The 24,990-nt window shown below is 56.7% G+C and carries 22 protein-coding genes; 14 read left to right on the top strand and 8 right to left on the bottom strand.

All coding sequences use genetic code 11. The annotated features are described in order from the left end of the window. Positions 1–21: 21 nt before the first annotated feature. Positions 22–567: a TFIIB-type zinc ribbon-containing protein gene (locus tag ABD890_RS10030; protein WP_345088383.1), complete on the top strand. Its 546-nt coding sequence runs from the start codon at positions 22–24 to the stop codon at positions 565–567. Here the strand turns inward: ABD890_RS10030 and ABD890_RS10025 are convergent. After that, positions 521–1,579, bottom strand: coding sequence for an HAD family hydrolase (locus ABD890_RS10025; protein ID WP_345088381.1), 1,059 nt, complete (start codon positions 1,577–1,579; stop codon positions 521–523). The genes ABD890_RS10030 and ABD890_RS10025 overlap by 47 nt on opposite strands. A gap of 102 nt (positions 1,580–1,681) precedes the next feature. Next, positions 1,682–2,047, bottom strand: coding sequence for a DUF7674 family protein (locus ABD890_RS10020; protein WP_345088379.1), 366 nt, complete (start codon positions 2,045–2,047; stop codon positions 1,682–1,684). Between the two features lie 203 nt (positions 2,048–2,250). Between ABD890_RS10020 and ABD890_RS10015 the strand changes: the two genes are divergently transcribed. The 3 genes from ABD890_RS10015 (at position 2,251) to ABD890_RS10005 (ending at position 6,271) form a co-directional block, all read left to right on the top strand. Beyond that, the gene (locus tag ABD890_RS10015) at positions 2,251–4,641 is read left to right on the top strand and encodes a hypothetical protein (protein WP_345088377.1); all 2,391 of its coding nucleotides are present in this window, start codon (positions 2,251–2,253) and stop codon (positions 4,639–4,641) included. 21 nt (positions 4,642–4,662) lie between these two features. Then, positions 4,663–4,944 carry a hypothetical protein gene (locus ABD890_RS10010; RefSeq protein WP_345088375.1) on the top strand — a complete coding sequence of 94 codons (282 nt, stop codon included), beginning with the start codon at positions 4,663–4,665 and terminating at the stop codon, positions 4,942–4,944. A gap of 223 nt (positions 4,945–5,167) precedes the next feature. After that, on the top strand, positions 5,168–6,271 hold the full coding sequence (locus tag ABD890_RS10005; protein ID WP_345088373.1) for an alkene reductase: 1,104 nt from the start codon (positions 5,168–5,170) through the stop codon (positions 6,269–6,271). 78 nt (positions 6,272–6,349) lie between these two features. Here the strand turns inward: ABD890_RS10005 and ABD890_RS10000 are convergent, their stop codons facing one another. The 4 genes from ABD890_RS10000 to ABD890_RS09985 form a co-directional block, all read right to left on the bottom strand. Then, entirely contained in the window at positions 6,350–6,781 is a 432-nt protein-coding gene (locus ABD890_RS10000; RefSeq protein WP_345088371.1) for a carboxypeptidase-like regulatory domain-containing protein, read from the bottom strand. 27 nt (positions 6,782–6,808) lie between these two features. Beyond that, on the bottom strand, positions 6,809–7,873 hold the full coding sequence (locus ABD890_RS09995; RefSeq protein WP_345088369.1) for a DUF1559 family PulG-like putative transporter: 1,065 nt from the start codon (positions 7,871–7,873) through the stop codon (positions 6,809–6,811). 265 nt (positions 7,874–8,138) lie between these two features. Continuing rightward, positions 8,139–8,561, bottom strand: a complete 423-nt coding sequence (locus ABD890_RS09990) for a carboxypeptidase-like regulatory domain-containing protein (protein WP_345088367.1) — start codon at positions 8,559–8,561, stop codon at positions 8,139–8,141. A gap of 82 nt (positions 8,562–8,643) precedes the next feature. Continuing rightward, positions 8,644–9,570, bottom strand: coding sequence for a DUF1559 family PulG-like putative transporter (locus tag ABD890_RS09985; RefSeq protein ID WP_345088365.1), 927 nt, complete (start codon positions 9,568–9,570; stop codon positions 8,644–8,646). Positions 9,571–9,917: 347 nt separating this feature from the next. On the opposite strand from ABD890_RS09985, the gene ABD890_RS09980 reads away from it, so the two are divergent. From ABD890_RS09980 to ABD890_RS09970, 3 genes are all read left to right on the top strand, one after another. Beyond that, positions 9,918–10,427, top strand: coding sequence for an RNA polymerase sigma factor (locus ABD890_RS09980; RefSeq protein WP_345088363.1), 510 nt, complete (start codon positions 9,918–9,920; stop codon positions 10,425–10,427). An 80-nt stretch (positions 10,428–10,507) separates the two neighbouring features. Next, complete coding sequence (locus ABD890_RS09975; RefSeq protein ID WP_345088361.1) at positions 10,508–11,875, top strand: FecR domain-containing protein; 1,368 nt, start codon at positions 10,508–10,510, stop codon at positions 11,873–11,875. A 169-nt stretch (positions 11,876–12,044) separates the two neighbouring features. Next, entirely contained in the window at positions 12,045–12,299 is a 255-nt protein-coding gene (locus ABD890_RS09970; RefSeq protein WP_345088360.1) for a hypothetical protein, read from the top strand. 149 nt (positions 12,300–12,448) lie between these two features. On the opposite strand, the gene ABD890_RS09965 is transcribed toward ABD890_RS09970, so the two are convergent. Together ABD890_RS09965 and ABD890_RS09960 are read right to left on the bottom strand one after the other, a co-directional pair. Next, positions 12,449–12,898: a hypothetical protein gene (locus tag ABD890_RS09965; protein WP_345088358.1), complete on the bottom strand. Its 450-nt coding sequence runs from the start codon at positions 12,896–12,898 to the stop codon at positions 12,449–12,451. 78 nt (positions 12,899–12,976) lie between these two features. After that, positions 12,977–13,936 (bottom strand): DUF1559 family PulG-like putative transporter, encoded by a 960-nt coding sequence (locus ABD890_RS09960; RefSeq protein ID WP_345088357.1) that lies wholly within the window; start codon positions 13,934–13,936, stop codon positions 12,977–12,979. A gap of 886 nt (positions 13,937–14,822) precedes the next feature. On the opposite strand from ABD890_RS09960, the gene ABD890_RS09955 reads away from it, so the two are divergent. From ABD890_RS09955 to ABD890_RS09925, 7 genes are all read left to right on the top strand, one after another. Further along, positions 14,823–16,817 (top strand): methyl-accepting chemotaxis protein, encoded by a 1,995-nt coding sequence (locus ABD890_RS09955; protein ID WP_345088355.1) that lies wholly within the window; start codon positions 14,823–14,825, stop codon positions 16,815–16,817. Positions 16,818–17,023: 206 nt separating this feature from the next. Next, on the top strand, positions 17,024–18,142 hold the full coding sequence (locus ABD890_RS09950) for a GTP-binding protein (RefSeq protein WP_345088353.1): 1,119 nt from the start codon (positions 17,024–17,026) through the stop codon (positions 18,140–18,142). 247 nt (positions 18,143–18,389) lie between these two features. Then, positions 18,390–18,593 (top strand): hemin uptake protein HemP, encoded by a 204-nt coding sequence (hemP, locus tag ABD890_RS09945; protein WP_345088351.1) that lies wholly within the window; start codon positions 18,390–18,392, stop codon positions 18,591–18,593. A 69-nt stretch (positions 18,594–18,662) separates the two neighbouring features. Continuing rightward, a complete protein-coding gene (locus ABD890_RS09940) occupies positions 18,663–19,403 on the top strand; it encodes an energy transducer TonB (protein ID WP_345088349.1) in 741 nt (246 codons plus the stop codon). A gap of 208 nt (positions 19,404–19,611) precedes the next feature. Continuing rightward, the gene (locus ABD890_RS09935) at positions 19,612–22,557 is read left to right on the top strand and encodes a CHASE domain-containing protein (RefSeq protein ID WP_345088348.1); all 2,946 of its coding nucleotides are present in this window, start codon (positions 19,612–19,614) and stop codon (positions 22,555–22,557) included. A 201-nt stretch (positions 22,558–22,758) separates the two neighbouring features. Continuing rightward, positions 22,759–23,733, top strand: coding sequence for a DUF1559 domain-containing protein (locus ABD890_RS09930; protein WP_345088346.1), 975 nt, complete (start codon positions 22,759–22,761; stop codon positions 23,731–23,733). 24 nt (positions 23,734–23,757) lie between these two features. Next, complete coding sequence (locus tag ABD890_RS09925) at positions 23,758–24,945, top strand: cytochrome-c peroxidase (RefSeq protein WP_345088344.1); 1,188 nt, start codon at positions 23,758–23,760, stop codon at positions 24,943–24,945. Positions 24,946–24,990: the final 45 nt, after the last annotated feature.

Here is a 24,990-nt window from a genome sequence, read left to right as displayed (position 1 = left end):
GAGAGAAAGGATAAGACGTCGATGGACATGGTTGCGGTTAGTTGCCAGAACTGCGGGGCTCCACTGGATGTTCCCGCAGAGCTGAAGCACGTTACGTGCGGCCATTGCGGGACGGCGCTCGTCGTTCGGCATTCCGGATCGGTGCTATTTACAGAGATGGTCCAGCAACTCGAAAAGCATGCCAATAGCATGCAGGTCGAAATCCGGCAGTTGCAGATCCAGCAAGAAATTGAAAGGCTCGATCGCGAGTGGGGCGACATCGAGGATCGACATCGCCTCCCTTCAAAATATGGCCACGGCGATGTGCCTACGCTGGAACTGGCAATCCTCATCTGGATAGGCGGTGGTGGGATCACGATCGCGTGTGCGATCTTTTTCCAGGCACCGCTATGGCTAATGGCGACCGGCGTCGTCGCGGCTGCTGGCTTGGTCATCAAGCTGCTTGCGGACAACTACGAACGGGACCGCAAGGAATATCTCGCCAAACGAGATCGACTGGTGGAAGAAGCCGAGGCACTGCTTACTCGCTACCAAAGAAAATCGTCTTCCAATCGTCTTTCATGCTGACGACGGTCCAGCCATACTTCGGTGCGGCTTCTAATGCGGTCACCAGTTTGCCGCTCGATGGTGGATGGCTGTCGTAGGCATAGGCCCGCTTCGCATCGGTGTGATGCACCAGCAGTCCGAAGCTGGGATAAGGATTGTCGATCGTGGTGTACTCGAGCATTTGTTGGTCGCCATCCGAATTGCCAAACGCGGCAATCGGTCGGCGGCCGATGAACTGGTGAATACCGACCGGCTTGCCTGCCTTGTCGTCGACAAACATGTGCTCCATTGTCTTCATCAGCACTGGCTTGCCATCGACCAGCTCGAACTTGGTCAGCGTGTTTGTCCCGACGATCTGATTGGTCGGAATCCCATAGATGCGATAGGCGAAGACTCGCATGAAGTCGGCCCCGCCGCCTGAGACGATGAACGTTTGAAAGTCGTTTGCCCGCAGGTATCGCAGCAACTCTTGCATCGGTTGATAGGTCATCCCGGCTAGGGTGCGATCGAAGCGAGGATGTCGGAAGGTCTTCACCCAGGCCTTCACGGCTGCGTCGTACTCGGTGGTCGTCATACCAGCGTGTGTGAGGCCGATGATCTCGACCAGCCCGTCGTAATGCGTACCTTGCAGCAGCTTCTCGAAGTCTCCGGCGAGGGCCGCTTTGACCATTGGCTTCTCGGCCAACGTCGGATCTTGGGCTACCTTGATTTTCAGTTCCGCCAGGACGTAATAGACCTGCATCGGCAGCGGTGCTTCACACCATAGCGTGCCATCGTTGTCGAAGACTGCGACCCGGTCGTAGATCGGTACGTAGCTGTCGGAGTTCTTGTCGGTCACCTTCTCGACAAAGTCAATGATCGACTGCTTGGCAGGCCCTTCGTTCCACGAGGGAAGTGGATCTTCGGCCAGGACCAAACTTGGAATCAGCAGCAGCAAAAGAGTCGCCAGCGTTTTCATGCCGTCATCACTTCCCATGTAAGAACGAGTCGCACCGCCGATCGATCCCGGCGAACCAGTTGAAGTGTACGTCATCGATTCGCGGGACACAACGAAATGCTATTCGACGTGACAGTATGCGCAAACCGAGAAGCCTGTTAAGAATGGATGATGCCTGATCGATTCCATTCCGCGAACTTAATGCCAGCGATCGTCAATGCGGACGATCTCGTCTCGCATGCTGCCAGGCATCCGCTGGTGAACGGCCTCGTGTCGCTGCGAAGTGAAATCGCCCAGCGCGAAGTCTTCCAGAAACGAGACGCCGATTGCGTTGTCGAGCGAATCGTCGGCGTTAACTAGCGCATCCACCACGAAGCGGCAGTAACGCTCGACATCCCACCCGCGACCTTCGTCCATCGCCCGCTCGACGCAGCGACGAAAGGCGGCGACTTCCAGGTGGAGGAGTCCCTGATCGATCTCGTCGAAGGTCTCGGCCACTTCTGGAAATTGTGCCTCGATCGCCTGAATGAACGCGTCGCGGTTGAGTCGTTTCGAGGGGCTCATACTGGATCGGGAATTGCTAGAGGTTCGGGGCAGAATCAGGTTACCGTTCGGGGCGAAGCGAGGCAACGTGAACCGAGGAAATGCGAAAGTCTGTGTCGGGATGCTTTCTAGTGGCGTCAGCGATTTTCAATCCTTATGATGAGCCGGTTGGAACCTGTCTCGCGCTTCGCCCGTTTGCACATCTCGGTTGAGGGAACAGATCGATGACTCTTCGTTTGAACTGGCGGCTTGGACTGGTGGTTTCGGTTTGCCTGGTAGGCTGCTCGACGGACAAAGCCGACCCGGTTGCCCAGGCCAACCCCGACAAGACTTCCTCCGAGAGCCCCGCCGATGCGAAGCCGAAGGGGGTGAAGACCATGTCGTTGAACGACAAGCCAACCACCAAGCCGGCCGAGACCCCTGCGGAAACTCCGGCGGCGGAAACGCCCACCGAGCCTGTGACGCCAGCGCCTGAGATGAAACCGGAAACCCCGGTTGTCGAAGAGCCTGTTACGCCCGAGCCGATGGAGATGAAGCCAGAAGATCCGATGCCATCCGCCGACGAACCGGCCGACACCAAGTCCACCGAGGAAAAGCCAGCCGAGGAAAAGCCAGCCGAGGAAAAGCCAGCCGCGACGACGACTGCCAAGGTTCCGCCCCTGCAGTTGAATCTGACACCAGTCCAGAAGCTGATGTTCGCGGTTCGCGAGCGTCCTTGGGATAAAGAGCCATTGCTCGCCTTAGCCGCAGGGGTCGAGACAGACGACCCAGGTCTCGCGGAACTGATTCGGATCAATGTCGAGAACACCAACCAGCAGATCTACAGCAACCCAGAACTGCGGGCAAAGACCACCGCGCTGAGCCAGGCTTCGAGCCCTGGCTGGAGCGAAGGGATGGCACCGCTGGTCGAGAACAAGAACGCTTTGGACACTTACGAACTGGGCATGCTCCAAGAGATCAATCTGACCGAGCCGGTCGACGAAGATATCGATCTGATCATCGCCAAAAATCCAGAGGTCAACGCCGTCTTCCTTTCCTCGCCGAAGCTAACGATGGCAGGCTGGGACAAAGTGATCGCGTTGCCTCAGCTTGACCGGTTGAGCTTCGATGGCGACGTCGAGCTGACGCCGGAACTGCTGGGCAAGTTCGAGCAGCTTGCTCCGTGGGCTCGCATCAACTTCTGGATCGATGGTGACTACGATCGCGAAGCAGTCGCCGCGATGAATGCTCGCCGTTATGCTCGGTTCAACGATTTGAACGAAGAGCAACAGTTGATGGCCTGCGAACGCTTTCTACGAACGTTTGAGTACACCGGCGAGCTGGGCGAACCGATCGATTTCGTTAGCATGAATCAGTCCGGCGTGGTTGATATGGAGCTGGCCTTTCTCGCCGCGAAGCCGGGGCTGAAAGGAGTCGACATCAGCGAGGCAGACGTCACCACCAAAGGGATCGAGAACCTCGCCGGAGCGACCGAACTGGAGTTCCTCAGCCTGATGGATACCCGCGTCGATTCGATTGCTTCGCTCAAAGGATTGACCAAGCTGAAGAACCTGAGTCTTTATCCCACGTACGATGTCGAGATGGGTGATGACGGTCTGGAAGGGCTCGAGAACTTCAAGCTACTCGAAGATTTGTATCTGACCGACGAAGGGGCAGGGGAGAAGACAGTCCGTCGCCTAGCTGGCATGACCAAATTGAAGAAGCTGGACCTCACCACCAGCAAAGTCGAGGACCCCGAAGCGTACGCTGTGCTGGCCGATATGAACGACCTGGAGACGTTGTCGATTCATTCGGGCGGGCTCGATTCTTCGGTGCTCAAGTACCTGGAAGGGAAAGATAAGTTGACGCTGGTCAACCTGTCGATTGATCAGGGATCGCCTGAACCGTTCCAGAGTTTGGCCAAGCTGAAGAACGTCAAGCGGCTTTACTTGAGCGGCGATGGCGTGACCGACGAAGCGATCGCGAACCTCGCTCCGATGACGCAGCTCAGCGTGTTGATGGCCCAGGGCTCAGCCGTGACGCCGGAAGGTGCCAAGGCGTTGGTGGCCAAGATGCCGAACATGACCGTCATCCTGGACGAAACGGTGGTGAAGTCACCGGTCGAGAAGTATGTCTTCCAGCGGCACAAGCTGCGTGACAATATCTCGATCAGTTATCCTTCCGAGTGGCCGGTAACCAGCGATGTCGACGGCGACTTCTTCCTGAAGGAATCGGGCTGGGATCAGATCGGAAGTTGGTCGGGCGATGTTGGGCCGGTTGAAATTCGGTTCTTTGATTGGTACGCCGACGGGTCGGCCGAAGATGCCGTAAAAGGCATCATCGAGAACAACAGCCACGCCGATCCCAAGGTTCTCAAGCGAGACGTCGTGAAGGTTGCCGGCTTCGAGAAGACGGCTTCGTGCATCTTCGAGAATACCTTCGGCAAGCACTTCGTCTTCGCAGGCGAGCTGAACGGGAAGACCTATTGCGTGGAAGGAAGTGCCCCGCCCACGCGGTTCGACGAGTTCTATCCGCTGATGGTGAAGGTCGCCGAGTCAATTCGGGTCAGCGACGATCCTCAGCAGCACGCCGACGATAAAGTCGAAGTCCTCGCGAGCGAACTTCAACCCAAGTAACCCGAACGAGAGCCAGGGCTGATGGGCGATCTCAAGTCACCGACACTGATCTATCTGAAGGGGCTTCTGTTCGTTCTGCTCGGACTGTTCGCGTCCGGCATCTTGCTGGCGAAGGTCGGCGACTGGCAGATCGCGTTGCTATTGGGCCTCGCGATTTGGTCGTTCTGCCGGGCCTATTACTTCGTCTTCTACGTCATCCAGCACTACGTCGACCCAGGCTACAAATTCGCCGGCCTGGGCTCGTTTGTGGGATACATTTGGTCTCGTTCTCGAGCCTCGAAACGGCTCGACGGGCCGAACTGATCGGCTAAGAGGCGACTCGAGAGAAAAAAGTCAGCAGACACAACTCCTTGTGCTGTTACTAGTTAAGTAGACAGAGTAACATTCTTTTGGTGTAAATGATTTACATATAAATGAAAGTCATGTAGAGTAAATGCATCGAGATCAAGTCCGCTCGGGGGCGGATGACTTGCGTCGGTGGACCGAGTCATATTGGGAAATTCCTGAGACACACGAGAGAAATACGATGAGCCAGAATCAATCACCGCTGCTTCAACCGTTCGATTTGCGTGGTCTGTCGCTTGCCAATCGCGTGGCGATGGCTCCGATGACGCGGGCACGTTCCGGCAAAGACCGCATCCCGACCGATGTGATGGTCGAATATTATCGACAACGGGCCGGAGCAGGGCTGATCATCACCGAAGGGGTCACGATCTCGCCGCAGGCCAACGGTTGGAGCGAATCGCCGGGCATCTATACCGAAGCGATGACCGAGGCCTGGAAGAAGGTGACCGACGCCGTGCATGGGGAAGGTGGCAAGATCTTCCTGCAGTTGTGGCACACCGGTCGGGCGTCGCATAGCAGCTTTCATGATGGTCAGTTAGCGGTCGCGCCGTCGGCCATCATGATCGACGACGGCGAAATGCAGCACACGCCGAATGGCAAAGAAGCTCGCGAGGTCCCGCGTGCTTTGGAAACGGACGAGATCGCCGGCATCGTGGCTGACTACGCCCAGGCCGCTGCCAACGCGAAAGAAGCTGGCTTCGATGGTGTCGAGATTCATTCGGCCAATGGTTACTTGATCGACGAGTTCCTGCAGTCGAAGTCGAACCATCGTACCGATCAGTATGGCGGCAGCATCGAGAACCGTTATCGCTTCCTCGGCGAAGTGGTCGAAGCGGTTGCTAATGTCTGGTCGGCCGAACGCGTCGGCGTGCGTCTCTCGCCGAACGGGGTCTACAACGGCATGGGGTCGCCTGACTATCGCGAGCAGTTTTTGTATGTCGCGAAGCAATTGGATCAGTATCCGCTCGCTTACCTGCATGTGATGGATGGCACCGGGTTTGGTTTCCATGAGCTGGGCGAGCCGATGACCCTGGGCGAGTTCCGCCAGGTCTTCCACGGACCTTTGATGGGCAACGTCGGTTACACGAAAGAGTCAGGCGAAGAGGTGATCGCCAGTGGCGATGCCGACCTGGTCGCTTACGGCCGACCGTTCATCAGCAACCCAGACCTGGTGACCCGCTTCGCTGAAGACGCTCCGTTGAATCCGGAGGCGGAATTCGCGGTGTGGTATTCGCCGACCGGCGCCCAAGGTTACACCGACTTCCCGACCTTGTCGGCAGTCTAAACGACAACGCAAGAGAGAGGCCTGCGAACGAGCTTTCGATCGCGGGCCTTTTTTGTTTCTTGGCCGAGTAATCTAGGTCTAGCGGCCAGCGGGAGGTTGAACGGTGATCTCCCAGTGGGACGAATCGCCGGGGACCTCGAAGATTAGCTCCGACTGCTCGGGATCGCTGAACCGAGGATCGATCAGCGGTTGAGCCTGAAAAACACGGTCTCCCCAATCGGCAGGTGGAAGCGATTCGGCATTCTGAATCGATACCAGGTAACGCCCTGGCGGGACGCCATCGTCGACGTCGAAGGTTCCCAGGGTGAAGCTACCATCAGGATGGATCAAACCCCAAGACGAGACTTTTGCCTTGGGGTTTCGGTTGTGCAAGACGACCCGGCCGTTGGCAAGGGGCTGGCCATCGGCGAATTTCACTTCGCCTTGAATCGGAACGAGTCCGGTCTTGGAACACGCGATCGAACTTGCCGCCAAACCAAGACAGAGCATCAGACAGCCACGATGAATCATCGGGTTCACTACCTTCCTGAAACGCGATTAGGGAAGAGAGATCACTTCGCCACGGTTGGCCGTCCCCAGGGCAATCAGCACCGCCGGATCGATGGTGACGCTCAGATTGCGAACAGATCCGTCGGCTGCCAGAAAGTTGCTCACCCCTGGGTGCCAACTTCCGAGGGCAGGCGCGCTGCTGACGTTCAGCTCTTCACCTTCCCGGGCCGACCGTGCCAACCCAAGATTGACCGAACCGGCAAGCCAGTACTCGCCATAGCCACCACGGCCATTGCTGCGATTCCAGAAGATGAAACCGTCGCGACCTTCGGGGCCATGATTGTTCTTGCAGCACTTGTTCATGTAGTTCGGCGTGACATGTTTCTCGCCGATCACCACGGTGTTGCTCAAACCATCGTTCACCCACGAGAAATCATCGCGTGGTCGCCAGCCGCGGTTGGGAAAATCGACCGGTGCGCTGACTGGGCCGTTCGGGATGTTGGTCAGGTTAGTATCGCCTGGTGCCCGAGCGACTCGCAGTGCTTGCTGCTGGGTATCTGGCGAACTCCAGAACAGCCACTTCTGCGGTCCGGCGATGATCACGGCATAGTCGCCGGTCGGAACGTTGTAGTTGTTCACCGCATCGGAAGCCGCGCGGCGCGAAGGGCACGCGAACAGCGAGATGCGTGCCTCCTTCAGCAGGTTGAAGTTGAGTGAACTGGCCGCCGCGGCATCGGCGCCGATGTGGGCAGCGTTGGTACACGCGTCGACTCCGCCAGAGGCCTCCATGTCGAGTTGATCGGACAAGGTCCGCTGCTCGAGAAAGGGAAGCAAGATTGCCCACAGCGTCAGTCCGGTATTGCCGGTGGTGGCCGGAGGCATGCCGTTGTAGGCGGCGTGAAAGTTGTGAATCGCCGCTCCGAACTGCTTCTGATGGTTGACGCATTGTGTTCGCCGAGCAGCCTCGCGGGCTTGTTGCACCGCAGGCAAAAGCAGCGCCACCAAAACCCCAATGATGGCGATCACCACCAACAGTTCAACGAGCGTAAAGCCTTTCTTTAAAACAGGTTTCGCTGAAATAGAAGTAAGCTGCTGGCCATTGAATTCCCCCATGACGATCGTCTCCTTCCCCTTGTTTGTGACGACTGCCAGTTGTGGCACACACGATCCGAGAGAAGCGCATCAGCGATCATTAAGGTGGGTATCGCCAAAATCTGCCCCTCACTAAACCCCTTCGAACAGGCTATTGGTAAATGCCCAGAGGTGCAAGGTTTTTCACGCAGAATCAAAAAATGCTGACAAGAAAGAAATGAGCCGCCGGTAGCGGGAAAGGCTATCGGCGGCTTGTATGAGGGAGATCGGCCGAAGTGTGCGGGACTTACTTCGATTGCAGATCGAAGTTCATATCGTCATTGGTGCCGGGTTTCACTTCAGCGGTCAGCTCGGACTTTTCGTTGTACTTCGCCGGGATCTTTTCTTTAGGAGGCCGGGCCGGGCCGCCTTCACCTTGGACGGTGGCGACGGTGATCTTTACGGTGTGCTTACCGACGACTGCCCCTTGTTCGTCGGCCGTGTAATCCAGCACATAGTGACCACTGGAGTCGGTGGTGCCGGACGAAAAACGACCTTCTTCCGGATAGAACGAAACAAGCGCGTCAGGCAGCGGGCTACCATCGAGGGTCACTGTGCCAGAAACCGAAGCCAGGCCAGAGCCGGAACCGCAGCCGGCCAGGGTCATCAGCGCGAGTGCCGCCAATGGCAAAATGAAAAAACGTTGAAGAAGCGCGGGGGCGTATTTCATGGAATTGACTCGTGGGGAAATCCAGGATTAACAAGAAAAGGGCCGATTCCACGAGGGAACCGGCCCCGGAAGATGGCGACGATTAGTACTCGCCGATCACTTCGCCACCATCGATCGTGCCCAAGGCAGCTTGAACGCGAAGCGGAATGGTCTCTTTCAGCATGACAACGCTGGCGTCGCCACGCAGGAACTGAGCTCCGCCTGGGTGATTGCTGCTGGGGTTATAAACGGTGTTGCCGTTGATGACGTAGTCGGTGTCGTTCGAGGAACGTTCCATGCGGAGACGAACCTGGAACGGGGCGATGCTGCCGCTGATGGGGCCGCCGAAGTCGTTGTGATAGCCGATCCACAGCGAACCGGTCGGGCCGTTGGATGGACGTTCGGCGCGTTCGGCGACGATGACCGTGTTGCTCAGGCCATCCGTGATATCGCTGAACTGAGTTGACGAGTTGTCGTAGAACGTGGCGTCACGATCGGTACCGCCGGCGCCGTTGGTGGCGACCGGATCGGTGGCGTTGTAATAAGCCGTGAAGATGCCGATGTAGTTCGACTTGCCGAAGTTGTTACTGCCAGTGCCGCCCAGACGCATGTTCAAGCCATCGCCACGGCTCGAATCGGACGGGCAGATGTAACCCTGCAGAACCGTCTTGGCGAGCGGTGGGTTACCAGTCGAAACCATTTCAGGAACATCTTCCCATGGTTCGTCGAAACCACCGACAGCGCCGATGCGGTCGAACAAGGCAGACTGTTCGATCTGCGGCAGAATCTGCGTCAGCCAGCACACCTGGTTGCTGGTCACCAGCCCGGGTGGCAGTGTCAGGTAGGTGTCGTGGTAGTTGTGCAGGGCGATGCCGACCTGCTTCAACTGATTGCTGCACGACATACGACGGGCCGCTTCACGAGCCTGTTGCACGGCGGGCAAAAGCAGGGCGATCAGAACTCCGATGATCGCGATCACAACAAGAAGTTCAACGAGCGTGAAGCCGCGGGGCCTCCAAGAACGTTTCATGGCGAGTACCTCAGAATGATGGGGAAACCGAAAAGGACTATGGATAAGAAAGCGGGGCAGCCCCTTGTTCAGAGGCACTCCAATCTCCCTTAACGTGCGACGGACGATTTCCTGACAGGAAAATCAGGAAAATTATTTTCTGATGACAAAAATGCATTAGATGCGCACAAAGTTGGTCTAAACATGTCAGGATTTCTCGCTAAAGCCGTTGATATGGGGGACGGCCTGGGTGCGTTCTGCCAGAGAATTTCGAGCTAGGGTTCCTGTGGGTGGTATTGATCTAGCAACAAGTACCACGTTTTTTCCGCTCGAAGATATCCAGCAGCATTGATGCGAAACGGTTTTTGATGGTCGAGACTGACTTAGTAAGAAGCCTGCTCGAGGCACGAATTCGATTGACCGTGCCGATCTGGTCGATCGTGCGCGAATCGCAGACGGTGGAAGACATCTTCCAGGAGGTCGTCCTCCGAGCCCTGAAGCAGCACGATCAGTTCACCGACGAAGGTCACCTGATGGCCTGGTCGCGAACGACCGCCAAGAATTTGGCGGTCGACTTTCTGCGGCAACGTGGCAAGTCGCAGGTGATGGATGCCGGCGTGCTGGATCGGATCTGGACCATTTCGGACGAAGATGCCCAGGGGCTGAAAGAACGCCAGGATGCCCTGCGGAACTGCTTGAAAACGGTCCCACCGCGGCAACGCGAGATGATTCGCCTGCGATATGGAGAAGGGCTGAGCTGTGCCGAAGTCGCCACGCGAATCGGAACCACGCTCGATGCCATCTACAAACGACTTTCCCGCACCCATAGCCAGCTGAGAAAATGTGTCGAAGTGGCTTTACAGGGAGAAACGTCGTGATTCGCCGCTATAATACCGATAAACACCCGTGGACTGGCATGTCTCCCGTGCCGGCCACTATCAGGGGCTGAGCTAGTCCAATGAACGATGCTGCCCAATCTTCTGACTTGCCAGACGACGATCTGCTCGAGTTGATCATTCGTTATCACGATGGCCAACTCGACGAATACGAAATGGTCGCCCTAATGGCGCTGCTCGAGGGAGACGACCGCGCGCTGTCGATCTTCCACGATACCGCGCTTCAGGCCCTCACCATTGCCGAGCATGCCGCCGTGGTGGCCGAGCCGAAACCTGCTTCACCAGTATGGCGACGCTCGACGTTGTCGTGGCTGGCGTTGGCGGTCAGCGTGGCCGTTGTGGCCGCGATTGCCTGGTCGAGTTGGCAACCCCCGTACGTCGTTCGCGTCGGCGACTTGGAGGGGCAGATCGTATTGCTCAACCCAGATGGAAGCGAACGCCAACTGCGTCATGGCGATCTGCTGTACGACAATCAGCACATTGCCTCGCGCGACATCGGCAGTTTTGCGACGCTGCTCTTCGCCGACGGCACTTCGATTCAAATCTTCGATCAGACCGAAATCAGTTGCCGCCAAGGGGCTGGCAAAGAGGTCGAGGTGTTCCAGGGAAATGTGGTGGCCGATGTCGCTCCTCAGCCGGAAGGACACCCTCTACAAATCATCACGCTCCATTCGATTACCGACGTTCTGGGAACGGTCCTGGCGATTCAAGTCTCGCCGCAACGCACCGATGTCGACGTGCTGGAAGGAAAGGTTCGCGTGGCACGTACGGGAGATCGCAGCACGGTTGACGTGACAGCTGGGGAAAAAACCGTCGTCTCGCGGAAGGTTCCTCTGTCGAGTCGTCCCCGCAGTCCAGTCGGTAACACGTGGAAGGTGGACTTCGAGAGCGGTCTGCCTCGCGAATGGATCAAAGGCATCTGGCTCGATCAACCCTTGCCGGAAGGCTCGAAGGGAGGTGCTCGGGCCGAACAACGTCCCAGCTTCTGGGACCCTGCGGTAACGTGGTACGAAGTGGAATCGTACAACCGTTGGAGTCGCGGGATTTGCATGGTCAACGACGAGTCGCGTTTGCAGATGCGGTTCTTTACTCAGCGAGCAGGCTGGATCCAAATGATCTTGCTGACCCGCGATCCGAGCTTCAAACAGTCGGATGTGACGTACGAGTACATCATTCGCAACTATGGCAATAAGAGGGAGGCTGGCTGGCACACGGTCGACATTCCGTTGTCTGAATTTCGACGCACGATCAAAGACCCGAAGATTGGCTACTCCCAGTCGCCGATCAATCCACCCCGACCAGGGCTGGTGATCTTCAAAGTGATTGTCTCGACCCAGCACCGCGACCTTGGGTTGATCGTCGACGAGATGTCGATCACGGCGCCCGGCGAACCGCCACCGGCAGCCGAAGAGCAGGAAGCCGCTTCGTAGGGTTTACCACCGCCGCCTGGCAATCTCCGCGGAATCTCTTTTTTTCACGCAACGCGGCGGCGGCTTGCTCGATGATCTTATTGACCGGCAGGAAACCGAATTCAAGGCATTGATGGCCTGGTTTCAATCCGTGCTCTGCCCAGAGCACACGTCGATAAGGCACAGAGCAATGGCTATTTTTGATATCAGTGAATGGGAAGAAGCGGTACGAACTGCATTGGGACGCGGCGGCCATTTAGTTGCGATGTTGGTCGCATTGATTCTGGTTGCCACCTACATGACCGGGGGCCAACTGCTGGAGAATCCGGCGAAGCTGATCATTGGCGGGTTCTTCGTCGGAGCAGGCATCGACATGCTGCTAAGTATGAGCTGGGCCAGCTTCCATCCTCGCCGCATCGAACGCCAGACACGGTTTCCTGCCTGAGTTCTCGCCTGCATTTGCTCACCTCTCGCCACTTCGGTTCTTGTGGCAATCTTTCGTTTGCAAACTTCAGGCAACCACTATGCGCATAAAAAAGGGGCGGCGACCCCTGCCAGGTTCGCCACCCCCATCTCATCGTCATGAGAAATGAATTATTTGACGCCCATGCCTTCCGGGATGGTGCCATCTTTCTTCAGGTCGAAGTCGAAATGATGGTTGCTCGAATCAACCTTGATTCGCAGCTTCGACTGCTGATTGTAAGGAGCCGGCAGGATCGAAACCGTTTCTTCGGTCAGACCACGTTCGATTTGTTCCTGGGAGGGATTCTTAACCTGGACCGTCTTGTGGGCGTGGATCTGCACAGCCATTTCACCCGGAGCCGATCGGGCATCGATCTGACCATTTTCGATCAGACCACCACCCATGCTTCCGCCGTTGACTGGCATGAACGAGATCGACCCGTTCTCGATCGGCTGACCATCCAGGGTGACGGTACCACTGACATGCAGCAGTCCGTCGTCCGGACCACAACCGGTCAGCAAAGCCAGAAGAGACAGCGTGGTGACGGCCGCACCGAAGGCACTTAAGCGTAGCGATTTCATGATGAGGGTACTCCGACTGTCGCGAGCGAGGTCATGGTGATGCGATAGAGCAGGCCATGACCGAATCGCGGAGGATCGTTACTGGCCGATAACTTCGCCACCTTGAGTCGACGTGCGTGCACGCCAGGCCCAGATGTCGATCGTTTCTGGCACGAAGCTAACCGAACCGTCGAAGTTGCTGGCGTTCACACCACCTGGGTGCATGCTGAAAGCGGCGAACGTGGCGGTTCCCCAGTTGTCGCCATTGTTATGGCAAGGAATCTTCTGGAGGTAATCGTCTGGGTTCCAGCAGCGGCGACCACCGTCGACCGAAGCCTTGGTGTTTGGCGTCAGGTAACCGGTGAAACCAGCACCCGATGCGTAGATGCCGGCAGCGTACATGCCCTGCCAGCCGCTGGTGTTCTGGTTCATCGGAACTTCCGAAACCATCACGGTGTTGCTGGTACCGTCGGTGATCGAGCCCAGGCCATGGATCTTGGTGCCCATCTGGAAGGCCGAACCACCGTTGTTGTAAGTCCACAAACCGTCCCAGTTGTTGGCGTTTTCCTGACGGTAGTTGGTGTTACCCACGCAAACCGCGTAGCTGTAACGCTGGTGCGACCAGTTTAAGTCGGTCGTCGTTTCGCCCAGGGTGACTTGTTCCGAAGGGCAGCTGTAGATGTCCAGCGGCGTGGTGCGGTACAGGCGGTTGTTACCACCGTTGGCTCGCACGTTGAAATCGAGGGTGTCGTACATGGCTGGCTGCTCGACGAATGGCAACAGGCGGCCGAAGACCGAGATCATGTCGCCGTTCCAGTTGTCGAAGCCAAGGTAAGGCAGCTTCTGGAAGGTGTCGTGATAGTTGTGCAGCGCGAGGCCGATGTTCTTCAGGTTGTTCACACACTGGGTGCGACGAGCAGCTTCACGAGCCTGTTGCACGGCAGGCAACAACAGGGCGATCAAAACACCAATGATGGCAATCACCACCAGCAGTTCGACGAGGGTGAAACCACGGTGTCGGCGGGTATAGGAGCCTTTTCCGATGCAAAGCGACTTCATGAGTAATGCCTTTCACCGCTCAGGCGGCAAAACGATGAGATTGGGATGAGCGACGGACTTTTGATAAGGGATCCGTCAAAAAATAGGGCCTACGAAAGTCAATCTTGTAAAAGAGATTTTCCCGTACTTTTTTAGAAAGTGAATGAGAAGCGACGTTTAATTTTTGAGAACCGTTACCGCGTTTTTCAGGCGTCATCTAACTGTAAAGGAATCGGCATCCCAATAGAGTGCGGGTTAGCGAAGCTGCCATTCGCATAAAAGTCGGGTGCTCTGTTTTTGACCACCCTTGTTTCGATACTTATTTCGGGGTGGGTAAGCTCTCTTGGAAGGGTCGTCTACCGGCAGAGATGCCAACGTAAAACAACCGAATTTCCCGTTTTACGTCGGTGACCGGGTCGGCTAGGGCGGCCCGGGCCACTCGATATTGAGCTCTGTTTTGCTCGTCCGACGACCAGCTAGCGGTCGAATTTTGAGCGCGGAAATAGAACATTGCATATGGAAATTGAGCCTCTTTAAGGGGGCTTGCCCCAGGGCAAAGGGGACAGTTAGCCCGCGAACTCTTCAAGCCCGTCATTGCAGGGAGGAAATTGACCGGGTTTCCCGCAATTCGAATGCATCCTTCCCAGGTCACTTTTGGGGGTACGGCCGACACCGCGGAAGCGGTTTTAAGTCGTTTCAGCAACGGAAGTTCCCGTATGGAATCACGGGTTTCAAAACGGAGAAACTCGACCAACTCGGGCCGAGCGATCATTTGACTTCGATTAGCAGCAACGTAGATAGCTCAGACGCCAAAGCGAATCCCGCGACACCCTACAGCGGACGTTTCAACGTCGAACACGAATTCATTCAACTTAGATATTCGCAAAAAAGGGCAGGAGAACGAATCATGCCAACCGCTGGTGCAACGCTTGAGGCTCCGAAGAATACCACGACTACTTCCCCGCGCAAGAAGGCGTCGACTCCGAAGGTGAGCCAGGTCGAAGCTGAACTGCGGCGCGAAATCGCCACGCTGAAGGCCGAGAACGAAGCGATCAACAAGTCGCAGGCCGTCATCGAATTCAATCCTGATGGCACGATCATCACGGCCAACGAAAACTTCCTCGGCGCGATGGGCTATACCTTGGCGGAAATCCAAGGCCAGCATCACCGCATGTTCGTCGATCCGACCGAAGCCTGTTCGATCGAATACCGCGAATTCTGGGATCAGCTGAGCCATGGTCGTTTCTCGGCCGGCATGTATAAGCGAATCGGTAAGGGTGGCAAGGAAATCTGGATTCAGGCTTCGTACAATCCGATCCTGGACGAAGCTGGCAAGACCATCAAGGTTGTGAAGTACGCCTCCGACGTGACCCAGCAGAAAATGCAAGCCGCCGATACCGGTGGTCAGATCGCCGCGATCAACAAGGCTCAGGCCGTGATCGAGTTCAACATGGACGGGACGATTCTCTCGGCCAACCACAACTTCCTGACGACCATGGGTTATACCCTGGGCGAAATCAAGGGCCAGCATCACCAGATCTTTGTCGAGCCAGATTACGCTCGCAGCCCAGAATATAAGCGTTTCTGGGAAAAGCTGAATCGCGGTGAATTCGATACCGCCGAGTACAAGCGGATTGGTAAGGGTGGCAAGGAAGTTTGGATTCAAGCTTCATACAACCCAATCCTCGACCTGAACGGCAAGCCATTCAAGGTGGTGAAGTACGCCACCGACGTGACCGCCTCGAAGATGAGCATGGCGGACAAGGCTGGCCAGTTGGAAGCGATCAGCAAGTCGCAGGCGATCATCGAATTCAACCTCGATGGCACGATCATCTCGGCCAACGATAACTTTTTGAATGCCCTCGGTTACAGCCTGAAGGACGTTCAAGGTCGTCATCACTCGATGTTTGTCGAAAACGACTACGCCGCCAGCGCCGAATATCGCGAATTCTGGGCGAAGCTCAACCGTGGTGAATTCGATGCCGGCCAATACAAGCGTCTGGCCAAGGGTGGTCGCGAGATCTGGATTCAGGCCAGCTACAACCCGATCTTCGATCTCAACGGCAAGCCTTACAAAGTGGTGAAGTACGCCACCGACGTGACCAAGCAGGTCCAGATGCGAATGGACATGGCCAACCTGATTGTCAACGTCATGGAAAGTGCCAACCAGTTCAGCGAAAGTGCTGCCACGGTTGCTGAAGGCTCGCAGTCGGTTGCTGAAGGTGCCCAGACTCAAAGTGCCGCGGTGGAAGAAATCAGCGCTTCGGCTCAAGAGTTGACTCGTTCCATCCAAGGTGTTCGCGATCGTGCGAACGAAACCGATCGTCTTGCCGGCCAAACCAGCCAGATCGCCATCGAAGGTGGCCATGCGGTGATCAAGAGCGGCGAAGCGATGGACCTGATCAAGGCGTCTTCAGAACAGATCGGCGACATCATCCAGGTCATCAGCGAAATTGCCAGCCAGACCAACCTGTTGGCTTTGAACGCTGCGATCGAAGCGGCCCGTGCCGGTGAGCATGGTCTTGGCTTCGCGGTCGTCGCCGACGAAGTTCGCAAGTTGGCGGAACGTGCCAGCGACGCCGCCAAGGACGTTTCGGCCTTGATCAAAGAATCGACCGCTCGTGTTGCCAATGGTGTCGAACTGAGTTCGCAGGCCGGCAACGCCCTGGAAAAGATCGTCGCCGCTGTCGAAACGACTTCGGCCAAGATCGCCGAAATCGCCGCTTCGACCGACGAGCAGATGAGCATGTCGCAAGAAGTGTTCGATACGATCCAGCAGGTCGCTTCGGTCACCGAACAGTCGACCGCTTCCAGTGAAGAAATGGCTGCCAGTGCCGAAGAACTCGGTGCCCAGGCCAAGTCGCTGCGAGACCTGGTCGAAAGCTTCGACATGCACGGCTAATCAGCCGAACCAAGCTAAGGGAAGGGCCGAATCCAAGAGTTCGGCCTTTGGGTGGCAGGGGCCCGTCGCGAAGACGGAGGCCCCTTTCGCCGATTCTTGGGGGTGCCGTCGGTGGCAACGCGCTTGGTTGAAGCGTGGCCGGAGGACGGTTATTCTAATCATTGTTTGAATGATTGAGACTTCTGCATCCCCTCAGGAACGTATCTATGGCTTCCGATACTCCCAAAATCCGTTTCGTCATGATCGGTGGTTTTTTGGGGGCTGGCAAAACGACCACAATCGGTCGACTGGCCCAAACCTATCAAGACCAAGGTCTGAAGGTGGGAGTGATCACCAACGATCAGGCTGCCGACCTGGTCGATACGAATCTGTTGCGTTCGCAAGGCTTGCAGGTGGGGGAAGTCGCCGGCGCCTGCTTCTGCTGTAACTTCAATGAACTGACTTCGACCGTCGAAACGTTGTCGGCCGATCAGCGGCCCGATGTTGTCATCGCCGAACCGGTCGGCAGTTGTACCGACCTGGTGGCGACGGTCGTGCAGCCGCTGATGAAGTTGTTCGATGCCGAGTTCGATGTCGCACCGTATGGCGTGATTTTGAAACCGTCGCACGGGCTACGGATCTTACGGAAAGAAGCCAACATGGGGTTCTCACCCAAAGCGGCTTACATCTTCGAGAAGCAGTTGGAAGAGGCGGACTTCTTGATCATCAATCGCATCGACGAGTTGAGCCCGGAACAGATTGCCGAGCTTTCGGACCTGCTCAGCAAGTTCGCCCCAGAAACGCCGCTGCTCCGATTGTCAGCCAAGACCGGCGAAGGGATGGATGGCCTGATTCAGATGTTCGAGCAGCGCGGTGCGTTCGGGCAGAAGATCCTCGATCTCGACTACGACGTCTACGCAGAAGGCGAGGCGGAACTGGGCTGGCTGAACAGCAGCATGCAGATGACCAGCCGCGAGCCATTCGCGTTGGACGACGTGTTGTTGGGGATCGTGGAAGGCCTGCGGGAACGCCTGGCGAGCGACGGTGCCGAGACCGCTCATCTGAAAACGATTGGCCTATGGGAAGGTGCTTATGGTGTCGCGAACCTGGTGAGCAGCGACACGCCGGCCGTTCTTTCGTTGCCGTCCAATTGCACTACGAAGGAAGCGAACGTGGTGGTCAATGCCCGAGTCGCTGTCGATCCGGAAACGCTTCGCGACGACGTCCAGGCGATCGTCAATCAACTGGTGGAACGGATGGGAATCACGGTCGAATTCCATCAAACGCAAAGCTTCCGACCCGGTCGTCCAGTACCGACCCATCGGTTCTCGGATGCCAGCAGCTAGCGGGGTATGGGCTGTTGCGGGCGAGATGTAGGTGGATGTCGCTTGGCGCGACACGATTGTTTGCCTGAGCGACATATTTTCGCCGATTGGAAGCCAAAACGAGGGGATTCGACGCCGGCGCGCCACTTGCATAGAGGGGGTGCGACCCGATTTCCCGCACATTTTTGGGGAATCCGGGTCCGCTCGAAATTCTTTGAACGCCTGCAGGGGTGTTCATCCGATTCCTTTAGCAGAAGTGTTCATCACCATGCATCGTAGCTATGATGGCGTGAGCGTTGCCGAAGTCCCCACTCGACCATTGGTACGTCGCGAAGCAGTGACCGTTGAGCAAGAGTCTCCGATTGCATCGAAGGAATTGCTGAAAGGTCAGCGACAGGTCTGGATCGACCATGGCGGAACGCTCTACTGTTTGAAGGCCACGTCCAACGGACGTCTTTATCTCACCAAATAGGGCTCCTGGGGAATGGGGCTCGCTTCGGGCGTGCCCCCGCACTGCGCGGTCGTGGCAAAGTAATTTTCCATGCGACGACTTGCGACTCCTCAATTTGCCATTCCGATTTCGATCAGCGTGCATATGCTGCTGGTTGGCTTGATGGTCTGGCAGCGAGCGACCATTCTGCAGCGGATGGAATTCGCGGGCGAGTCGAAAGCGGTTACCATCGCGGCGACATTCGCCCCGCCGGTTCCCTTGAGTGAGCCGCAGCCGGTCAATATCGTCACCAGCGAGATGGACGCCACCGAAACCACCGTTGAAGTCGCCGCCGAAGCCCTCGTCGCGCGGCAGTCGGTTGATCTGAAACCGACCCGCAAAGAGGCTGAGATTGTGGTCGCCGAGTTGCAAAAGACACCTCAGGCCCGGCTGGCCAACAAACGACAATTTCAGCGCCAGCCAGATCCCCCCAAGCCAAGCACGCAGCCGGTTCCACGGCAGTCGCGACCGATCAAGGTCGCCACGCTCGCTTCCGCCGTTCCGATCCCGGTCGGCAACGTGAAGAAGACGCCGCCTGACTTCTCGATGAATCCTCCGCCCGACTATCCGGCGGAAGCCAAACGCAATGGCTGGAAGGGAGAAGTCTTATTGCGCCTGACCATCGCACTCGATGGCCGCGTCAGTGAAGCGATCGTCGCCAAGAGCAGTGGCTACACCATCTTAGACGACGCAGCCGTCGAGGCCGTTCGTCGCTGGAAAGGACTTCCGGCCACGGTTGGTGGCCAGCCTGTAGCGGTTGTGCGGTACTTGCCGGTGCGGTTTTCACGGTAATTTGCTGCGGGTTTGCACGGCATCTTCGCCAGAATAATCGTTGCAGGACGCATTGTCTTTCTGACTGGCTTACGGGCGTCCGTTCCGGTTACGAAACGGACGCCGAAACCCGGCAACTTCTTTAACTGTGTGCGATCTTGCACAAGATCAGCAGGTTTACTTGCTTCGGGCCGAAGTGCGGTCTTGATCGAATTAGCAAGGACATCCAATGCAATGCAACAAGGTTCTGTTGCGAATCGTCATCGAACTGGTTTTGGTGGTGATCGCGGCAGATATCGTCACACAATTTCTGCTCCCGGAGGTGATCCCAAGCCTGCCGGAATACGCATCGCGGGTGTTGGACATCGCGTCGAGTGCCTTGATTATTGCGCCCTATATCATCTTGCGTGTGCTCTCGCTCTGGAGGAATCCGCCGCGCGAAGAAGCCTATCCCAAGGAAAGCAGCATGCGCGACGTCATGCGGCCGATCTTCTTGATCGTGTTCCTGGGGGTCGGGCTCACCTCGATTGTGGCGGTCTGGCTGGCGCGTGAAGCCCATCGCCAGGCCGAGAACGAATTTGATGGTCTTGCTGAACGAGTGAAGATCGATGTCACGCGTCGAATGACCGAGTTCGAACATGGCTTGAAGGGGCTGCGTGGTCTGCACGAAGCGAGCGAAGTTCTGACCCTTTCCGAGTTCCGCGACTACTGCAAGGTGGTGGATCCGGTTGCCTGTTTCCCGGGGGCGATGGGCCAGGGATTTATCCGCCAGGTTCAGAAAGACGAAGTGGGGCCGTTTCTAGAATGGGCTCACGAGAACCTGGGAGGCGACTTCACGATTCGCTCGGCAGGTTCGATACGTAACGCCGACGATTATCTGGTCATCTGTCATATCGAACCATTGGCTCTTAACCGTCAGGCGTGGGGTTTGGATGTCGGTTCGGAAGTGAATCGTCGCGCCGCCGCCATCAAGGCGAAGAACACCGGCTTGCCAACCTTATCGGCAAAGATCGATCTGGTTCAAGATAACCTCGATCATAACGGCTTCCTTTATTATCTGGCCGTGTACGAACAAGGACTGCCGCTGCGAACGCCCGAAGAGCGGCAGAAGGCGTTCAAAGGCTGGGTTTACATGCCGATCACCTCGGAACTGGCCCTCGATGGGATTGTCTGGTCTGGGGACGGTAAGATCGATATCGAAGTCTTCGACGATCGCGCGGTCGACGATCCCGATGCCCAGTTGTTCGCAGAGCATGGCTATCAATTTGAAGAGCACCATGCCGACGCCCACCAATACATGGCGTTGTTCGAGAAAAGCTATTATCTCAGTTTCGGCGGTCGGCACTGGACGGTCCTGATTCGCAGCAATCCGAATTTCGACACCAGCGGTATCTTCATGCGACCCGCCATCACGGTGGCGATTGGCGGCATTGTGACCTTGCTGCTGGTGATCATGATCTGGAACATGAGTGCGGCCCGTCTGCGGGCCATTCAAATGGCCGAGTCGATGACCATGGACCTGAAGGCGGCCAAGGAAGAAGCCGAAAACGGGGTTCGCCGCTTTACGACGATTTTCAACGGGGTGCCGATCGGCGTGAACGTGCTGGACGAGCATGGCAACGTGATCGACAGCAACCCGGCCGCGCTCTCGTTGTGGGAAGCGAAGTCGACGGAACAGATTCGTGGTATGTCGCTTTTGGATCAGGTCGCCTGGAACTCACGCGATGACGTCGTTCAGGGTTTGTGCGATGCGTTGGTCAGTAAACCATCTTGCATCGAATTCGAGATGATGGGGCTACGCGGCACATGGCGTCGGATCGAATTGCACTCGGTGGTGACGCTCAACACGACCAGCGAAGCCGGCACAATCCAGATTCTGACGGTGCTGCGAGACGTTACCCAACAGCGTCGGGCCGAAGAAGATCTTCGCGAAGCTCGCATCAAGGCGGAAGAAGCGAACCGTAGTAAGAGCGAATTCCTGGCGAACATGAGCCACGAAATCCGCACGCCAATGACGGCGATCCTCGGTTACACCGACCTGCTGGCCGATCATCAACGCGATCGCGATGCGAACGCGGAGACCGGCGAATATATCAGTACGATCCGTCGCAACGGCGAGCATCTGCTGACAATCATCAACGACATCCTCGACCTGTCGAAGATCGAAGCAGGCATGATGACCTTCGAGACGGTCCCGATGCGAATCGATGTACTCGTTCGCGAAGTGATGGACCTGATGGAAGTCAAAGCGACCGCCAAGGGGCTCACGCTCAACACGATCTTCGAGACGAAGATACCGATGATCGTCCACAGCGATCCGATTCGACTTCGCCAGATCCTGGTGAACCTGGTTGGCAACGCAATCAAGTTTACGGAGATCGGGCGAGTTCGCCTGCGAGTCAGCTATGTGAAGTCGGACAAGTCCGTGCGTTTGTCGGTCGAAGACTCGGGTATCGGAATGACCGACGAACAGATCGGAAAGTTGTTCCAAGCCTTCGTTCAAGCCGACAACTCGACCGCGCGCCGCTTCGGCGGTACCGGGCTGGGGCTGCGAATCAGCAAGCGTCTGGCCGAGATGATGGATGGCGACATTACGGTGACTTCGGAACCTGGCGTCGGCAGTGTCTTCTGCTTGTCGCTGAAGGTCGAAGATGTGCCAGACGATCAATGGATCACGCCTTCGATGGCTCGCGGCCAGAACAATGCGGACGACGAGGTCGCCAAGAAAAAGAGTCAGAAGGTCAACTCGACGGCGCTCCAAGGAATGCGAGTCCTGTTGGCAGAAGATGGTCCCGACAACGTCCGTTTGATTTCGTTCCATCTGCGGAAGGCAGGGGCCGAAGTCTTTACGGTCGAAAATGGAAAGCTTTCCATCGAACAGCTTACCGTCGACGGAACCGTTGATGGCGAACTTCGCTCGCCGCCACCATTCGACGTGCTGCTGACCGACATGCAGATGCCGGTGATGGATGGTTATGAATCGGCAATTCGGCTGCGCGAGAAAGGGTGCCAGATGCCAATCGTGGCCCTGACCGCCCACGCCATGGCAGGCGATCTGCAAAAGTGCCTCGACGCCGGCTGCACCGCCTACACCACCAAGCCGATCGACCGTCATCGACTGATCGAAACGATCCAGCGTTTCCATCCCGCGGCGAAGGAATCGATCGAAATCTAGCCAGGGCACGCCTGGCACTCTCTTCCGATCGGCATCGCTAAATAAGGTGGTGCCAGCACGCTCTGCCGCGTTGTAGACGCTCTCGGCAGGCAGTTAGTAAGCTAAATGCTTGCTTATTGAGATCGTGTCTCTTTTGGGGCAAGCCTTCTGCCAGCCTTCCAGACATGTCATTTTGCCCCCTCCATGTCGAAGGTTTGAACTATGTCTCGCCGTCGCGGTTTTACCCTGGTCGAGCTTTTGGTGGTGATTGCCATCATTGGCATGCTGATCGCCTTGCTTCTCCCCGCTGTGCAACAAGCCCGAGAAGCGGCTCGCCGGATGCAATGCTCGAATAATTTGCGTCAATTGGGTCTTGGGTTACAGAACTTTCATGCGGCTCGCGGTTGCTTTCCTTCAACGGTAGTCGACCCAAGAGGAGCTGGCTCGGCGGACAATATTACGTATTACTGGGGGCCTCAATTGTTGCCGTACATGGAGCAAAGTCAGATTGCCGCGCTCTATGACTTCAATACGACCTTCAATAGTGAAGCCAATAAAGAGGCTGTTCAATTTCCGATTCCGTTCATGAGCTGTCCCAGCACCCCAGGTGGTCCCATTCTTCATCCCAAGTTTAAACCGGGATCATCAGGATGGAGCTCGTGGGGAACGGACTATATGGCTTCCCATGGACCAAGCGTCAATCAATATACCGGCGGGTTTATTTCTTACCCACAGCCTGCGCAATACAAAGGGCTCTTCCTGGAGAAAGTGACCGTACAGGGGCGGAAAGGGAATCAAATTCGCGACGTGCGAGACGGTACTTCAAACACAATTGCTCTGGTGGAAAGCGCTGCACGACCACAGATGTGGTACGGCCGAAAGATGGTACCTGACTCTGGTACCACTAACACGGGAGCCAAGTATGTCGCAGTGTGTGGATTCGCTGATCCTAATGGAACTTACCTGCGTGGTTGGTCCTACGATGAAACAATTGAAGACGAATTTGACCGTTACGATTACCCAGGTCCATGCATGGTGAACTGTTCTAACTGGTACAGTATTTACGCATTTCATCCGGGTGGTGCTAACGTCAGTATGGTAGATGGATCTGTCCAGTTCATTTCGGAAACCACTAGTGCTGATATTGTTGCTGCATTGCTGACGATCGCTGGTCGTGAAGTAATTGGCGAGTATTAATTCTTCTGCATAAACGCCCCCATCATGCTTCGATCGATTTCCCTATGTGCGGTTGTCTCGTTTTTCCTTGGCCAGCCACTGCTTGCCCAGGAAGCAACTGCCACGGCCAAACGAACCGTTCGTCCTGAACAATCCGAGCTTCAGCGGCAAGCTCGGGCCGAAGGTTTGCGGACCGTCTACTCGCAGCCGGCCGACAAGTGGCCTGCACCCCATGTCGATGAAGGGGTGAAGTGGAAAGAGATCGGCCTGCTGCCCGAGGTCGTACATCCACGTGAGAATCCGCACAGCGACGCGAAAGAAGCACTCGGCAAAGCGTTGTTCTTTGATCCTCGAATCTCTGGCACCGGGCAGATGGCATGTGCTTCTTGTCACGACCCGGACCTGGCCTGGTCGGATGGTCGCACGACCAGCTTCGGTCACTCGCGAAAGATGCTGGCCCGAAATGCACCCACGACCCGGTTCGCTGCCCATCAGCAGACCTTTTTCTGGGATGGTCGGGCCGGCACGCTGGAAGAACAAGCGGTTGCCGTTCTGTTGAATCCGGACGAAATGCATTCGACCCGCGATCACGTCGTCGGAACGGTTTCCGCAATCACGCCGTATCAGAAGATGTTTGGCGAAGCGTTTGGTGACGAAGAAGTCACTCTAGAACGCGTTGGTCAGGCGATTGCCTGCTTCGAGCGAACCGCCGTCAATGGTCGCACTCGGTTCGATGCGTTTCTGAAAGGAAAGCACGACGCGATGTCCGATTCGGCGATCCGAGGGATGGACTTGTTTCGCCGGGAAGCACGCTGCATGAATTGCCACCATGGGCCGATCTTCAGCGACGGCGAATTCCACGAAGTAGGGCTCAGTTATTACGGCCGCAAATACGAAGACCTCGGCCGGTACAACATTACCGGGCTGGCCGAAGATGTCGGTCGCTTTCGCACGCCGCCACTTCGTGATGTGACTGCGACGCAGCCGCTGATGCACAATGGTCTTTTCCATCTGCCTGGCGTGCTGAACATGTACAACGCCGGCATGCCGACCATCAAGCGGAAAGAGCACCAGCAAGACGACGAACTCTTTCCTGCCAAGTCACCGCTGCTCAAACCGTTGGGGCTGAACAAGCAAGACCTGGAAGATCTCGCGGCGTTTCTTGGTTCGTTAGAAGAACCGAAGCTGCGAGTTCGTCCGCCGGAACTGCCAGGGCTGCATCCAGCACCGTAAATGGATTGCGAGGCCAGAACTCGGAGCAAACGAGTTCTGGTCGGA

Origin of the sequence: Bremerella cremea (assembly GCF_039541315.1) — a bacterium.
Taxonomy (GTDB): Bacteria; Planctomycetota; Planctomycetia; order Pirellulales; family Pirellulaceae; genus Bremerella; species Bremerella cremea.
Note: the sequence above shows the minus strand (reverse complement) of the source record. Positions and strands in the feature narration are given on the sequence as shown.

Excerpts from the sequence above, each read along its gene's own strand:
- ABD890_RS10030 (WP_345088383.1), top strand. The coding sequence starts at position 22 with ATGGACATGGTTGCGGTTAGTTGCCAGAACTGCGGGGCTCCACTGGAT.
- ABD890_RS10025 (WP_345088381.1), bottom strand. The coding sequence starts at position 1,579 with ATGACGTACACTTCAACTGGTTCGCCGGGATCGATCGGCGGTGCGACT.
- ABD890_RS10020 (WP_345088379.1), bottom strand. The coding sequence starts at position 2,047 with ATGAGCCCCTCGAAACGACTCAACCGCGACGCGTTCATTCAGGCGATC.
- ABD890_RS10015 (WP_345088377.1), top strand. The coding sequence starts at position 2,251 with ATGACTCTTCGTTTGAACTGGCGGCTTGGACTGGTGGTTTCGGTTTGC.
- ABD890_RS10010 (WP_345088375.1), top strand. The coding sequence starts at position 4,663 with ATGGGCGATCTCAAGTCACCGACACTGATCTATCTGAAGGGGCTTCTG.
- ABD890_RS10005 (WP_345088373.1), top strand. The coding sequence starts at position 5,168 with ATGAGCCAGAATCAATCACCGCTGCTTCAACCGTTCGATTTGCGTGGT.
- ABD890_RS10000 (WP_345088371.1), bottom strand. The coding sequence starts at position 6,781 with ATGATTCATCGTGGCTGTCTGATGCTCTGTCTTGGTTTGGCGGCAAGT.
- ABD890_RS09995 (WP_345088369.1), bottom strand. The coding sequence starts at position 7,873 with ATGGGGGAATTCAATGGCCAGCAGCTTACTTCTATTTCAGCGAAACCT.
- ABD890_RS09990 (WP_345088367.1), bottom strand. The coding sequence starts at position 8,561 with ATGAAATACGCCCCCGCGCTTCTTCAACGTTTTTTCATTTTGCCATTG.
- ABD890_RS09985 (WP_345088365.1), bottom strand. The coding sequence starts at position 9,570 with ATGAAACGTTCTTGGAGGCCCCGCGGCTTCACGCTCGTTGAACTTCTT.
- ABD890_RS09980 (WP_345088363.1), top strand. The coding sequence starts at position 9,918 with ATGGTCGAGACTGACTTAGTAAGAAGCCTGCTCGAGGCACGAATTCGA.
- ABD890_RS09975 (WP_345088361.1), top strand. The coding sequence starts at position 10,508 with ATGAACGATGCTGCCCAATCTTCTGACTTGCCAGACGACGATCTGCTC.
- ABD890_RS09970 (WP_345088360.1), top strand. The coding sequence starts at position 12,045 with ATGGCTATTTTTGATATCAGTGAATGGGAAGAAGCGGTACGAACTGCA.
- ABD890_RS09965 (WP_345088358.1), bottom strand. The coding sequence starts at position 12,898 with ATGAAATCGCTACGCTTAAGTGCCTTCGGTGCGGCCGTCACCACGCTG.
- ABD890_RS09960 (WP_345088357.1), bottom strand. The coding sequence starts at position 13,936 with ATGAAGTCGCTTTGCATCGGAAAAGGCTCCTATACCCGCCGACACCGT.
- ABD890_RS09955 (WP_345088355.1), top strand. The coding sequence starts at position 14,823 with ATGCCAACCGCTGGTGCAACGCTTGAGGCTCCGAAGAATACCACGACT.
- ABD890_RS09950 (WP_345088353.1), top strand. The coding sequence starts at position 17,024 with ATGGCTTCCGATACTCCCAAAATCCGTTTCGTCATGATCGGTGGTTTT.
- hemP (WP_345088351.1), top strand. The coding sequence starts at position 18,390 with ATGCATCGTAGCTATGATGGCGTGAGCGTTGCCGAAGTCCCCACTCGA.
- ABD890_RS09940 (WP_345088349.1), top strand. The coding sequence starts at position 18,663 with ATGCGACGACTTGCGACTCCTCAATTTGCCATTCCGATTTCGATCAGC.
- ABD890_RS09935 (WP_345088348.1), top strand. The coding sequence starts at position 19,612 with ATGCAATGCAACAAGGTTCTGTTGCGAATCGTCATCGAACTGGTTTTG.
- ABD890_RS09930 (WP_345088346.1), top strand. The coding sequence starts at position 22,759 with ATGTCTCGCCGTCGCGGTTTTACCCTGGTCGAGCTTTTGGTGGTGATT.
- ABD890_RS09925 (WP_345088344.1), top strand. The coding sequence starts at position 23,758 with ATGCTTCGATCGATTTCCCTATGTGCGGTTGTCTCGTTTTTCCTTGGC.